Annotated in this window: 13 protein-coding genes; 3 read left to right on the top strand and 10 right to left on the bottom strand. The window is 45.4% G+C overall.

Annotated features, from left to right (window positions below; genetic code table 11):
• Positions 1-52 precede the first annotated feature (52 nt).
• From BMY63_RS06430 to BMY63_RS06420, 3 genes are read left to right on the top strand one after another with little or no spacing between them, the layout of a single operon-like run.
• Entirely contained in the window at positions 53-1,039 is a 987-nt protein-coding gene (locus BMY63_RS06430; RefSeq protein ID WP_091901534.1) for an HlyD family secretion protein, read from the top strand.
• Positions 1,040-2,209, top strand: a complete 1,170-nt coding sequence (locus BMY63_RS06425) for an ABC transporter permease (RefSeq protein WP_091901536.1) — start codon at positions 1,040-1,042, stop codon at positions 2,207-2,209. It begins immediately after the preceding gene.
• Positions 2,193-3,470 carry an ABC transporter permease gene (locus BMY63_RS06420; protein ID WP_091901538.1) on the top strand — a complete coding sequence of 426 codons (1,278 nt, stop codon included), beginning with the start codon at positions 2,193-2,195 and terminating at the stop codon, positions 3,468-3,470. Before BMY63_RS06425 ends, BMY63_RS06420 begins: the two co-directional genes overlap by 17 nt.
• Before the next feature lie 15 nt (positions 3,471-3,485).
• Here BMY63_RS06420 and BMY63_RS06415 read toward each other — a convergent pair whose 3' ends face one another.
• From BMY63_RS06415 to BMY63_RS06370, 10 genes are all read right to left on the bottom strand, one after another.
• On the bottom strand, positions 3,486-4,922 hold the full coding sequence (locus tag BMY63_RS06415; protein WP_091901540.1) for an exopolysaccharide biosynthesis polyprenyl glycosylphosphotransferase: 1,437 nt from the start codon (positions 4,920-4,922) through the stop codon (positions 3,486-3,488).
• Positions 4,919-5,665, bottom strand: coding sequence for a WecB/TagA/CpsF family glycosyltransferase (locus BMY63_RS06410; RefSeq protein WP_091901542.1), 747 nt, complete (start codon positions 5,663-5,665; stop codon positions 4,919-4,921). The genes BMY63_RS06415 and BMY63_RS06410 overlap by 4 nt, the downstream gene beginning before the upstream one ends.
• A 19-nt stretch (positions 5,666-5,684) precedes the next feature.
• Positions 5,685-6,791: a glycosyltransferase family 4 protein gene (locus BMY63_RS06405; RefSeq protein ID WP_255397538.1), complete on the bottom strand. Its 1,107-nt coding sequence runs from the start codon at positions 6,789-6,791 to the stop codon at positions 5,685-5,687.
• The gene (locus BMY63_RS06400) at positions 6,788-7,918 is read right to left on the bottom strand and encodes a glycosyltransferase (protein ID WP_091901544.1); all 1,131 of its coding nucleotides are present in this window, start codon (positions 7,916-7,918) and stop codon (positions 6,788-6,790) included. Before BMY63_RS06400 ends, BMY63_RS06405 begins: the two co-directional genes overlap by 4 nt.
• Before the next feature lie 30 nt (positions 7,919-7,948).
• A complete protein-coding gene (locus BMY63_RS06395) occupies positions 7,949-8,902 on the bottom strand; it encodes a glycosyltransferase family 8 protein (RefSeq protein WP_091901546.1) in 954 nt (317 codons plus the stop codon).
• Between the two features lie 95 nt (positions 8,903-8,997).
• Positions 8,998-9,873 (bottom strand): GT-D fold domain-containing protein, encoded by an 876-nt coding sequence (locus BMY63_RS06390; RefSeq protein ID WP_256218961.1) that lies wholly within the window; start codon positions 9,871-9,873, stop codon positions 8,998-9,000.
• Positions 9,863-11,149, bottom strand: a complete 1,287-nt coding sequence (locus tag BMY63_RS06385; protein WP_091915508.1) for a hypothetical protein — start codon at positions 11,147-11,149, stop codon at positions 9,863-9,865. The genes BMY63_RS06390 and BMY63_RS06385 overlap by 11 nt, the downstream gene beginning before the upstream one ends.
• Positions 11,150-11,175: 26 nt before the next feature.
• A complete protein-coding gene (locus BMY63_RS06380; RefSeq protein ID WP_091915506.1) occupies positions 11,176-12,135 on the bottom strand; it encodes a WaaS/CpsH family glycosyltransferase in 960 nt (319 codons plus the stop codon).
• The gene (locus BMY63_RS06375; protein ID WP_218141886.1) at positions 12,132-13,103 is read right to left on the bottom strand and encodes a glycosyltransferase family 2 protein; all 972 of its coding nucleotides are present in this window, start codon (positions 13,101-13,103) and stop codon (positions 12,132-12,134) included. Before BMY63_RS06375 ends, BMY63_RS06380 begins: the two co-directional genes overlap by 4 nt.
• Positions 13,104-13,107: 4 nt before the next feature.
• On the bottom strand, positions 13,108-13,965 hold the full coding sequence (locus BMY63_RS06370; protein ID WP_091915502.1) for a glycosyltransferase domain-containing protein: 858 nt from the start codon (positions 13,963-13,965) through the stop codon (positions 13,108-13,110).
• Between the last annotated feature and the right edge of the window lie 20 nt (positions 13,966-13,985).

The raw sequence follows: 13,985 nt of genomic DNA, 5'->3' as shown, positions 1-13,985 counted from the left end.
GATAATATTTAATAGCTAATAGTAAAAAGCTAACAGCCAAAAGCATCATAAAATGTCAGCAAAGAGTCAACATAAGAACATTTTACTTGCCATTATCGGATTTGTGGCAGTTGTAATTATTGTAGCCATCATCGGAGTTCTGGTCATCGACCGTGATCCTGATGTGATACAAGGACAGGTGGAAGTGACCGAGTATCGCGTATCGAGTAAAGTACCAGGACGTATCCTCGAGTTGCGAGTAAAAGAAGGCGACTACGTGAAAGTGGGCGACACGCTGGCCATTCTCGACGCACCAGAGGTGCGTGCTAAGATGGAACAAGCGCAGAGTGCAGAGAATGCCGCCGCTGCCATGGAACTGAAGGCGCAGAACGGTGCCCGTAAAGAACAGATCCAAGGTGCGTTTTCCGTACTTCAGCAGGCGAAGGCCGGACTGGAGATTGCGGAGAAGTCATACCACCGAGTACAACGTCTGTATGATGAGGGCGTGATGAGTGCGCAGAAGCGCGATGAGGCCTATGCCAACTATAAGGCAATGGAGGCACAGGTGAAGGCGGCACAAAGTCAGTATGATATGGCTGTCAATGGTGCTCGTCGTGAGGATAAGTTGGCTGCTGCCGCTCAGGTGGGGCGTGCAAGAGGTGCTGTCAACGAGGTAAACTCATATATCCATGAAACAGTGCAAGTGGCTCAGATCGAGGGCGAGGTCAGCGATGTATATCCAAAGGTTGGAGAACTCGTTGGTACGGGTTCACCGATTATGTCTATCTCTGTCATGCAGGATATGTGGGGAACGTTCAATGTCCGTGAGGACCAGTTGAACGGCTTGCAAATGGGTACAGAGTTTACTGCTTTTGTTCCTGCTTTCAACAAAGATATTAAAATGAAGGTATACTACCTGAAGGATCAGGGTTCATATGCTGTATGGAAGGCTACGAAGGCCAATGGTCAGTATGACTTGAAAACCTTTGAGGTGAAGGCTCGTCCAGTGGATAGGTTGGATGGCCTGCGTCCTGGCATGTCTTTGATTGTCAAGAATTAAATGAAATTCCTCACCCAGATATGGCAGATATCGAAGCGTGAATGTAGGATTCTGTATAAGAATCGCATTTACGGCTTCTGTATGGTGGTTTTCCCCCTGTTGGCCATGGTGTTTTTCACTTCGCTGATGGATGAGGGATTGCCAGAGAACATGCCTGTGGGTGTGGTCGATCTTGATAATACAACAACCTCGCGCGGATTGATTCGTCGTCTCGATGCTTTCCAGAGTTCGGAGGTGGTGGCCCACTATCCCTCGGTGGCAGAGGCGCGTCGTGCCATTCAGCGCAACGAGATATATGCATTCCTATATATCCCCAAGGGTACGACAGACAAGTTATTGGCTAGTCGTCAACCCAAGATCTCCTATTATTATAATATGGCCTCGGTGATGTCGGGGTCATTGCTGATGAGAGATTTGAAAACCATTTCCACCCTTGGCTCGGCGGCTGTAGGACAGGCCACGATGCGTGCGAAGGGCTATACGGCAGGTCAGATACAGGCGTTCTTGCAACCTATTCGGATTGATTTGCATCAGATAGCCAATCCTTGGACCAACTATAATGCCTATCTCTCGACGGTACTTGTGCCTGGTGTGATGATGCTTTTTATGTTTCTGATATCCGCCTATTCGTTGGGTATGGAACTGAAGTTCGGACGGGGGAAGGAGTGGTTGGCGATGGCCGATAAGAATATTGTGGTGGCCATCATGGGAAAATACCTGCCTCAGGCACTGGTGTTTCTCACATTGATTTTTGGCTATGAATTCTATATGCTCCATATCATGGGCTTTCCCTATCAGGGACATACGGCCGACATCATCTTGCTTTGTGTGTTGGAGGTGTTCTCCAGTATCGGTTTCGGCGTTTTCGCCTTTGGCCTGATGCCTTCGCTCCGTATGTCGATGAGTGTCTGCTCGCTATGGGCCGTGCTGAGCTTCTCGTTAGCGGGATCAGCCTTCCCTGTGATGGGTATGGATGCTGCCATCCAGGCTTTGACGTGGTTGTTCCCGTTGCGCCATTACTATATGATCTATCAGATTACGGTATTTAACGGTTTCCCGTTGATTGATGCCTGGTTCCATCTGGCGGCCTTGGTGGCCTTCACTATCCTGCCTTGGCTGGTTATCTCGAAAATTAAGAATGCAATGCTGACCTATGTCTATATTCCATAAACTACACGGACTGATCCAGGATGCCTGTTACATCTGGTATGAGGAGATGAAGCAGGTGTTTCGCGATGAGGGAGTACTCATCTTCTTTATCATCGTACCGTTGGCCTATCCGTTGCTATATTCATGGATATATAATAATGAGGTGGTGCGTGAGGTGCCTGTGGTGGTCGTCGACCAGTCGCATAGTCATCTGAGTCGTCAGTTTATCCGTGAGTGTGATGCCTCACCTGATGTGAAGGTGGCCTATTATGCAGAGGATTTGGACGAAGCGAAAACATTGGTGAGTCGTCAGGTGGTGAAGGGTGTCTACCTCATCCCCTCCGATTTTTCTACGCATATCAACCGCATGGAACAAGCTGTGGTGGGTGTATACTGTGACATGTCTCTGATGTTGACTTACAAGGCCATCTACCAGACAGCCGTTGCTGTCACGCAGTCGATGGGGGCGGAGATACAGACGAAGTTAGCAGGTAACTATACTGTTCGTGAGGATCAGATTACCACCAAGCCTTTAGCTTTCGAGGATGTGCCGATCTTCAATCCGGCTGGTGGATATGGTAACTTTATCATCCCGGCCGTGCTGATGCTGATACTCCAGCAGACACTCGTACTGGGTATTGGACTCTCCGCAGGTACCGCTCGTGAGCGTAATCGTTATGCCGACCTCGTACCTATCCACAAGTGCTATTCCAGCGTGGGGCGAATTGTGGGCGGTAAGGCATTGTGCTACCTGATGGTTTATATGGTCATGGCAGCTTATCTCACGATGGTTGTGCCACGGCTGTTCTCCTTCTTAACGCTCATACACTGGCAGGATCTGTTGCAACTGATGATACCCTATCTGCTGGCCTGTGTGTTCTTTGGTATGACTGTATCCTGTCTGGTTCGCTATCGTGAGAACGTGATGTTGCTCATGGTTTTTGTGTCTCTGCCGTTGCTGTTCCTGACAGGTGTCTCATGGCCACAGAGTAATATCTCGGGCTTCTGGCAAGGTGTCTCATGGCTGTTCCCTAGCACCTTTGGTGTGCGAGCCTTTGTTCGTATGAACACCATGGGGGGAACGCTGAGTGATGTGCTTCTGGAAGTCCGTTATTTGTGGATCCATGCTTTCGTTTATCTGATTGCTGCCTGTCTGGTATATGGTCATCAGCTTCGTGAGTCGCATCGCCATGCCAAAGAGCGTTTGGACTATCTCCGTAAGAAAAGAGAAGTTCGCCTGCTATTAAAGCAAGCGAACCTCAACCATTCCGATTCAAAATAGATTTGATATAGTATCCTAATAGGCATTCTTATCGTGTTTGAAAAGCGCCAGGAAAGTCCGTCGTATGATGCGTAGGTCGAGCCAGATGTTCCAGTGCTCGATATACCAGATATCGCGCCTGACACGTTCCTCCATCTGCCAGAGTTCTTTCGTCTCACCACGAAAACCCGTAACCTGTGACCACCCTGTTATCCCAGGCTTCACAATATGTCTTACAGGATATTTGTCTATGAGCTGTGTGTACATCTCCGTATGACTGAGCATGTGTGGTCTTGGTCCCACGATACTCATATCTCCTTTGAGTACGTTCCACAACTGTGGCAGTTCGTCGATGCTTGTCTTCCGCAGGAAATTGCCGAATGGGAACTTGCGCGCGTCATTTTCCGTCGCCTGACGGCTGTCAGCCTCTTTGTTTATGTGCATCGAACGGAATTTGTAGATCATGAACGGCTTTCCGTCTAGTCCTGTTCGCAACTGTCGGAAGAATAGAGGGCCAGGACTCTGTCGTTTGATGATCAGGGCGATGAAAGGCATGAATAGTCCTACCAATGCTAACATGAGTGCTGACGCCACGATGTCGAAAAGTCGTTTGACGATTCTGTTCTGAGGATACTGTAGCAGACTCTTGTGTGTGGTGTACACCTCGACGTCGGAGAAACTCTCTCGTTGCAGATGCAGTTGCAGTGATTCGGCCGAGATGGGGATATAGTAGAACTTTATCATGTGCTGGTCACAGAACAGCGACAGTCGTTGTATGAAGTCCGTCTCTTTTATAGGCAGACAGACGTACAGGTCGTCGCCCATCTTCAGTTGATCTGACTGTTCGAGATGATCTATCAGGAATTGAGTGGTTCCCAACCATTCCAGTTTGGGGTGTTGCTTATAATTCTCGTCAGCACTTTCGCTATTGTCTTTGATCTTCTTGTCTGCATAATAACCTATAATTTTGTAGCCAGTTGTAGGGTCATTTATGAGCAGATGGTATACGGACAGCATACCAGGGTCAGAGCCAACGAAGGTGATGGTGCGTGAGTTACCACCTCGTTGACGATACCATTTGATAGCGGTTCTTTCCGTGAGTCTCAGTATGAGGATAAGGATGAAGCAGACTGTTCCTTGTTCCAGAAGAACCCATCCGACAGGTATCCGCAAATCTACCCATTTCATCAGCAGATAAGCAAGGACAGCCTGTGTCATTGTCAAGAATACGGTACGCTGGAGCACTTCTCCACCCGATACGACCCGTTTATGGATGATGGTGTGGTTATGCCATTGACTCACTGCCATCGCGATGTTGCAGATCAGGATGAAGAGCCTGATCTGTTCCAAACGCCATCCGCCAACTCTGGGATGCCAGGCGAGGAATGCAGCCAGTACAGCATTCAATACTACAAAGTCGCCTGCGATGACGGAGCACTTGATCAATGTGTTTGTCTGATTGTTTTTTCTCATGATAATCTCTCCCTAATGATATTTCCGAGAAAACGAATATTGCCGATGAGGTATCTCCGCCACATCCGTCTGGGTTCTTTTACCAGTCTGTACAACCACTCCAGGGCGTGATCCTGCATCCACTTCGGAGCTCGCTTCATGGTACCAGCATAGAAGTCGAACACGGCACCGATCGTTCCCACATGGCAGTGGATATTCAGTTCTGCCCAATGCTCATACGCCCATTTCTCCTGCTTAGGTGCTGTCATGCCAATCCATAGGAGATCTGGGTCAGCCTCGTTGATAGCGTTGACGATGGCTGCATTATCCTCGTCGGAAAATACCTGTTTATAGGGTGGCGAGTAGGTCACTACTTCTAGGTTCGGATAGTTGATAGCCGCCTTCTGCCGGATGCTGTTCAGCACCTTCTCTGATGAGCCCATGAACATCACCTTGTTTCTCTCACTTTCGGCATCTCCTTGAGCACTGTTTCTCTCGAGCCTGTCCATCTCGAAGGCAAACAGATCCCATCCGGCTATCCGTTCTTTAGGCTGTGACTTCGCTTTCAACCAGCGGCAGGCCTTCACGATCGATGCGCCATCTGGTATCAGGTAGTCGCCTTTCGTGAGGGCCTCAGCAAAGAGACTGTCCTTCTGTGCCACATTGAATGAGTGCGCATTGATGGTGTTGATGAGCAGCTTTCCTTCAGGAATGGTCTGAAGCTCAGCTCTTGATTCTAATAGGTTAATGTCAGATAAACGCATGTTATACCTGTATAATAGTTTATAGATTAAAGAAGATCTCAGTAAGTTTGCTCTCGAAGGCCTCAAGCGTGAAAAGAGCCTTGTATCGACGGTAGCCCTCTTGTCCCATCATGATACGAAGCGACTGATTGTTGAGCAAACGCTCTAGATACTTCGCCAGATCCACGGGGTCGTTCTTCTCACAGATGAGGCCGTTTCCACCGTCTTTCACGATGTCGGCGATACCGCCCTCATCCGTCGTGACGATTGGCAGGCTGTGCTGCATGGCCTCAAGAAGTACCAGAGGGAAGCATTCGTTTTGGTAGAAGGTAGGGAATACAAACAGATCTGCGTCCTGCAGGAAAGCCTCCTTGTCAGTTCCGTATCGTTGCCCTTGATAGCTCACCTGTCCCTGCAGTCCCCTTTGACGGATCTCCTCCTCAAGGTGGACTGCGCCAATCTCTGCCGTCTCACCTCCCACGATGTCACAGACGAACAGACAACCCTTATCCTTGATAATCTTCAGGGCATCGAGCAATACCAGTACACCCTTTTCAATGAGCAGATTACTGAGAAACAGGATACGAGGTGCATTGTTGGGAATACCCCTTACCTCACGCAGCCCATGATTCTGAGCGATACCGTTGGCACAGATATACACATTCTCCCTCTTGACATACTTCTGGATGTCAGGGTAGAGCCTCTCCGAGAGCAGGATTATTTTCAGATCCTTGAAGAATCGTCGATACAATCGATGGTCGAGCCATCTGTCTTGGCGGGCAGACACCCCTTTGTTATGATAGTGTACCACAACTTGGCAGCCCATCCGCTTGAGCATCATCACAATCACATAGTCCTTGTAGAACGCTCCGCCCTTCGCATTGGCCGTCACGTATACCAGATCAGGGTGCAGGGTCTTCACTGTCTGCCGTATCTTACGGAGCAGTCGACAGAAGACGAGCATTTTCTTCATGCCCACCTTTCCTATATCCTCCAGACTGGTAGCAGTGGCCAGGTTGATATAACGACACTCGTACTGTGAGTTGATCAGCTCCGAGTCGTGGATATATTTCCCTACCATCGCAGCCCCATGTACTGGTGGTGGCATATGAAGGATGAACAGTATCTTTTTCAGGCCTGTCGTCATAATCCCATGATCTTTTCTAACTGTTTAATCTGATGGCTCAGGGAATACCTCTCCATATAGAATTTTGCCAAGTCAGTCTTTTCCTGTTCGCTAGGCGGATTCTGGAGTGTTGTCAGTATTTGCTTGGCTAGGTTTTCTGGCGAATGAGGGTCAAAAGTCGGTATCTTGTTACATGAAACCTCTTTTAGTACCTCGATATTTGATATCAGAACAGGTGTCTTGTTGACTGCAGCCTCGATGGGTGTCCACCCGAAGCCCTCCTGAAGCGATGGCGATACAAACAGGTCGGCATGCGAGTAAAGATAGCGCATCTCGCCTTCCGTCCGGAAGCTGTGGTCGAAGACAATTCTGTCACTCAACCCAAGTTCCTTAGAAAGTTTCTCGAGTTCCTTCCGTTCCTTTTCGCACTTATGATCTCCCTTGAGATAAAGAATGTGAGGAATATCGTTCTTGATCAGGCTGAAGGCATGGATGAGTAACTCTGCGTTCTTGGTTTGATGGAAACGGTTCACATCCAGAATATACTGTTTGTCGATAATATCCTCTATCGGCAGCTCTTGGTCAGTGAAGTCAAATGGTATACTGTTGTACACAATCTCCGACTCCTTACCGTCACGCCGTAGCAGTTCATCGTGCGTTGCCTTTGAGATAGATATCAGATGAGGGAATTTCTTGGTTAGCATGCTGCGATATCTGTGCCAGATAAAATAAGAAAGCATTCCTCTTTCCTTTTTGACATTGTCGTAAAGAATGAGGTCGTGTACGATTGCATAGTGTCTATAGGGCGGCGAGAAGTAGAAGAAACCAAACAGGTGTATGGGTAGAAGAACGGTAGATATATTCCGTATTTTCAATTCTTGTTTCAACTGACGTGGCAGGACGCCGAGCAGGCGATAGTATGGTCGCCATGAAGTAAACATCTTGTCGCGGTCCAGTACAATCTTCTCATACTTCTGGCCAACGAATTGGTCAAGGGTGTCCTCCATCTCTTGCCATAGGAGAACATGTATACGGCAATGGCCATATTTCTGGAAGCCTTGTATCAAGCGGGCAGCATAGATAACAAGTGATCCTGAGGCTACAAACGCTTTCTCTATGTAGGAGCAGTCGATAAGCAGATTCGTCATCTCTTTCAAAGCAAAAAAATGATTTGCGTGTTATACAACGGGTTTGACATCTATATAATAACTATTCAATGGCGGTAAGACCTTGATCCGTCGTAGGTAGTCAGTTATGTAATTCTTGGTCTTGAGTATTAATGACCTGTTATCCACTCTGTGATTCTTCCACTTCGTCAAATCCTGATAATAATAAAAAGTGCTATTGAATGGATGAGGAAAGCGAATATATGATTCCCAGGGCTTGAAGTTAGCAGCGAAATGTACGATAACAGGATCCTTTCTGGCGTCTATAATCTCCTGTTGGTCTTTTCTCTTCTCCAAAGAGAACTGTTTATACAAATATCCGCTGACCAGATTGTACTTGATAGGTAGTGATACTTTCTGATTCCAGAACACACCATTCAAGATATCCTGATCATGGAAGGTCAACACGTCATGGTGGCTCTCCATGAAATCTGTCAGCTGCTGGGAGATGTTATGCTCCCGCCAGTATCCCAGATTGATCAATAGCACTCCTGCATTAAAGTATCCTTTATCCGATGGATACCCTAATCGGGCGTCATAATGAATGTCCGTATGAAGGGAGTCGTTTACCGCTGCAACTGCATAACCTGTAAGGTCCGTATTCCATAGTGATAAGAGTGAGTGCCTGACAATCATGTCACCATCCAGATAGAGTATCTTATCAATGTCCTTTGGAAGTATGTCTGTCAAGAACAGACGATAATAGGTCGCATAAGTTAATCCATGCCTGTTGCCTGTGGAAGGCAGTTTGTCGTTCTTCTTTTTGACTGTGTAGAACATTATGTTCACGTGTCTCTCAAAGACTTTTATATTGTCTGTCAGATCATCTTTGTCTTTCTGCGTAACGCTGTCGTCTGTCACAACGTGGAAAGTGATATCCATTTCCTGGTTATTGGCGCATACAGAATACATCATCACACCAGATGGCATGACGAATCCATGATCAAAGCATATTACGATATCCATTTCTTATTATAATCTGTCGTTAATATATACCTATCGCTCATTTACCTCGGAGCAAAGTCGGACTTTCCTCGGAGCAAAGTCCTAGTTTGGTAAGATTACCAATAACATCCGTTTTCTACATGTTCTGCACCTTGCGGAATATCCTCAGCGTGGGGCGATACCCAATGCTCGTTATAGAGGCCCCAGTCGTTCCATCTTTTCCCCTTGATGCCGAAATAGATCTGCAGCACGCCACCTAGATGGATGGCCTGCTTACCCATGCGCTTGACATGAGCTGCCAAAGGGAATCCATAAGCACCACAGCCTATCAGCGCAATATCAAAGTCTGCTTTTTCTATTTCGCGCTTCATATAGTCGAGTGCCTCAAACCATGTTTTATAGCCAGCTTGATGACCTGCGATGGTTTGCACAGCTTTGATTGTTGTTAGAGATGAGAATTTGGGAATGGAATCAGTCCGAGCGAACAACTTGGTCCTGTTTTCCCTGTATTGCTGTTCTATCGTTGAAGCAAAAGGATGGATGACCAACACCTTTTTCCCCTTAAGATACTTAGTCCAGAAGGCTTTATCCTCTGGATGGATGTTGGTGTCTGCGAAAGAAGCTTTATAGGCGTTCTGAAGTTCTTTTTTCAGGAAAATCTCCTCAGGGCGCCATGAGAACAGCACGTCCACCTGCCTCATGTCTGTCGTCATCAGACTGGCGAACTGTCGCAGGCTTTCCTTGGAGACAGGGAAGAAACCTGCGTTTCTGTGCATGCAAGTATAGACGTATCTTTTTAGGAAGGGAGCTAATAAAGGATACTTAGCATATAGCACAGCTTTAATCTCCACAGCGCCAAACCTGGCTGCCATGAAGGGTTTGCCCGACTCGATGCTCCTTCCGATATAATCCCAACTCTCCTGTCCCCTGGTCTTGGGTAGCATTAGGTTCCTGATACGAAAGATGGTAGCTCTGAGTGCATTATTCTTCATGTGACTTTGCTGAGTGTTCGCTTTTTAGTGACATGATAGCGAAGAAACGGATGAGGCAATATACTATAAACTCAGTGGTTTCAAGCCACAGATGAGAGATTAACGAAAAAACCATGAAAATGTCTAATGAGAGAAGGAAATAGTATTCCACTTTATGCCTTTTATACCTCCTTAGTTGTTTTATGAGCTTGATATATATGATGGCGAAGATAACAATGAAAAAGACACCAAGTTCTGCCCATATTGAAACGAAACTGGAAAAGGGTTTGTTGCGTGTCCCGTCTGTATGGGCCGCCTGACTGACAAATGTTCTGTTCCATAGAGGATAAATGTATTTCTTGTAATATATAGGTTGGATATCGCCAAGTGTTTTGTTGACAAAATTCTGGTTATCCCCACTAAGCAACAATGCGCTTCTACTGTTGTATCCTCCTGGGCCTGTTCCTATCATAAATATCTGATTATCATCTTTCAGTAGTGAGATGAATTCATGGAACATGGTGATCTTTCTAACATCGACATTATCCATTGCCAGAACTATATTCTCTCTTTCGTATTCTAGATGCGGTGATCTTGAGAATTCATAGACACCAATCAATAATAAACAAAGGATTAAAAGAGATTTCCGTTTTCCTAAACGACAGAGAAGCACCACAAAAGTGAGGAATAAACAGATGATCCCCAGTCCATAGCCACATCCAATAATAGATAGAACAATCATGCTAAGGATAAGCCATTCTTTTCTTGATAGACGACCATACAACAACTTTATGGCAAACCACAAGAAAATAAAGGTGTTGATCATTGCCAAACCATGAACATACTCGTAATGTTTGCCATATGCCCATCCATAATCATCAACCCCTCCGTGGCGTAGTTTGTATAGACATCCAAGGATGTCGATCACTAATAGGAAATATAGAAAGGGTTTTGCAAGTTTATTGTATAATTCCTTTTTGTCGATGTAGCATGATGGCTCGTAAAAAAGAAACAGTATCATAGGTAGAAAGATGACACACGAAAGGATGACTCCCCCTAATGATGTTGTTTCTGTTGCCAGACCAAACAATGAAGATAAGATGAATATTGTAATCAGAATGGCGATGCTTTGCTTGTATCTCAGATGGGAAGGGAAACGAGAAATAAGAACGAATAATGCAAGTGGCAATAGGAATACGGTTATAGCACGAGCTGGGCTGAGCAATAAAAGAAGAGAAAGAAGAACCTCTGTTCTCTTAATTCTTTGAGACTGTATGACAACGCAATGATTCTCCATGTTGTAAATATGCAAAACCTACTTTTTTACAACTGTCTGATACGATTCAGCAGATGAATCGGAGATAATTCTCTTTGGTAATTGTAATCCACATCGAGACGCTCTCTGATAAAATCAAGATCGATATCGTCTGGCTTTTCAAAAACTTTAATGTATTTGGGGTTATAATATGGAGAGTTTACGACACCCTTCCAGTTGGTATAAAGTTTCTTGTTATACATAACTGCCTCCCAGAATCGTAATGTGCAGGAATGAGCATCGCCCTTCAGTACCTCTAAGATGCAATTAGCCTCAAGTTCCTTCCGCAGCATCTTATTTCTTTTCATGAACTTATCCGCATATATAATTGTAGACGGATTCAGACGGTCTGATTTCCTTACATGACAAAGATACAAATAGCTGTTGATATTGTTAGCTGCAAATTTCCGATATAAACCATTTACCATGCCTGCTCTGTCTTTTGCTTCTGCGATAAAAGAAATGTCATACTTGCATTTTACAGCAGGAATATCATCTGACTTTGACATATACACAGGCGCATAGGTCAGGCCATATGTTGGTACGTCGTATATGTTGTCATAGCTCAGGATAAGATCAAAGATCCGTTTTGCCTCTTCTATTTTGAATTCTTTGTTTCTTTGAGTGTTACTCATGACGGTGTCGCGCATCAGCAGTATCAGCTTCGCCTGAGGAAACATCTCCTTGATAAGCCGCAGCAAGGTGTTAGTATACCAACTGGTGACCATAGCGATTGTCTGTGTATCTGAGTCTATGTGCTGGCGCAAGAACGTCTTCCAGATGAGTTTTTCAAGGGCCTTCGTCCTGTTCTTGAGTTTACCAAACAGTAAGTGGCAATACTGGCTGCTGATCAGTTTGCTTTTGTGCATGCGATCCCTGTATATGACTATGCAATCCTGCTGATTTTCCAGATCTTTCATCAGGATATGGCCTTGATCGTAATTATGATCCAGGAAAACGTGTTTCATATCTTTTTACCTTTTAAAGTGTAATACAGGTCGAACAGCAATGGAGACAACCTGAATAGTAACCATTGTGCCGTCTGTTTCTTTGAGAATCTTTTGGGAACATGAAAACCGCATCGGAGAGTGCGATACAAGAATGTATAGTTCGCATCAGAGAAATCTCTCTTTTTCCTGATAAGATACCACAGGGCGAAATGCTTAATCCGATAATCTAGGATCTCAGAATGATATCCCCATGTCCCAAGGTCACGATATCGTTGTGAGTTCAATCTTGCTCTGTCATTCAGTACTTTGGGTGATACGAAGGTCGTGATGCTATCAGGACGGACACAGTAGTAATACAAGGCATGGTCAAGGAAATATGTACATGACGATTTGCAGACCAGTTTGTATGTTGTCCCAGTATCTTCATATACGAATCCTTCAGGGTAGGAGATATCGTCAAACAAACTCTTCCGATAGATCTTATTCCATGCGGCATTCCCTTCGTTCTCAAGTATGATGTCAAGGGCTTCTTGAGTGGTCTTATACCCTTCTTTAAACCCTTTCAGGACTTTTGTCTCTTCTTTCTCCGGATTGAGTCCTCGTACCTTGATATGATTGAATATCACTAAATCTGCCTGATAGCGTTCTGCACACTCATACGCATCTCTGCAAAAGTCATCGTGTACCCAGTCATCGCTATCTACAAACATGAGGTAATCGCCAGAGGCATTTCTGATGCCAAGATTTCTTGCTGCGGAGAGACCTTCGTTCTCGGCATGATGAAACACCTTAAACCGTTTATCTATCGCCGCATACCTCTCACAGATATCACCACATCTGTCTGGAGAAGCATCATCGACTAAGATGAACTCTACGCCAGACAGGCTTTGTCGGCACAGACTGTCAAGGCAGCGCTTAAGATATGGCTCAACCTTATAAACAGGGACAATCACTGTGACTGATATGTTCATGTCGTCATGTCCCATATTCTCATTGCCTGTCATGCGAGTGTACTCTGTTGAATCTGTGGTTGTTGCGCAGATTGTGGCCTATGATATGGATATTCTTCTTGTCATATCCCAGTTTCCAGATGAGATAAGGCAGACTTAGCTGGTCTCTTGTTGAATACTTCTGGTACTCAACCCACCATTCCTCCATCAGACGACGAGTTGGCTCATCATGATGGTTTCTGATGAGGATGGAGTTCTCATACAAACCATAATGGCGTGGAAACCCTTCTTTCTTATATGTCGCAATCTGTCGCTTGGCCGTTGCCTTATCTGCTTTCCTAAGATGGAGCACACGGACGAGCTCATCGTAAATACAATCTCTAGAGCGATGATAGTGAATCCCCAAAGCCTGATCGCCCATCTCTTCAATCAGTGGCAGCAGGGAATCAGCAATCTCGATATTGCCGTCAATATATATCGTATAATCATAGCCTGACAGAAACTTAAAAGGCAGCATCTTGATTTCTCGATTTAATTGAGTGGGGGAGAGTTCCTTATATTCCTTGAATTGAGTGATATCAACCTTTTTCCATTTAGAATGACTCGGACATTCCCCATCTGTAAACGCATAATAGTCAATACCTGTATCTAGGAAAAGCGGCTCTGCTAAACTTTCATAATGCCCTGTGATACATGTGTATACTGCGATCTTCAGTTTTGTAGTGTCTAAACGAGACGAAGGGACTTCTATATCAAGATTTCCATCTGTAGAATAGTGCGTGATCCCATATAGATACTCCTTTAGATAGCGCAGGAAATCACTAATCTGACCTCTTTTTATATAGCCAATACTCGTCCGAATGAACTTTTTTCCAAGGAGGTATGTAATTATTCTCATCTGTGAACTCTGCCTTTGTT

It is taken from the genome of Prevotella aff. ruminicola Tc2-24 (assembly GCF_900110895.1).
In the GTDB taxonomy this organism is placed as follows: Bacteria; Bacteroidota; Bacteroidia; order Bacteroidales; family Bacteroidaceae; genus Prevotella.
Note: the sequence above shows the minus strand (reverse complement) of the source record. Positions and strands in the feature narration are given on the sequence as shown.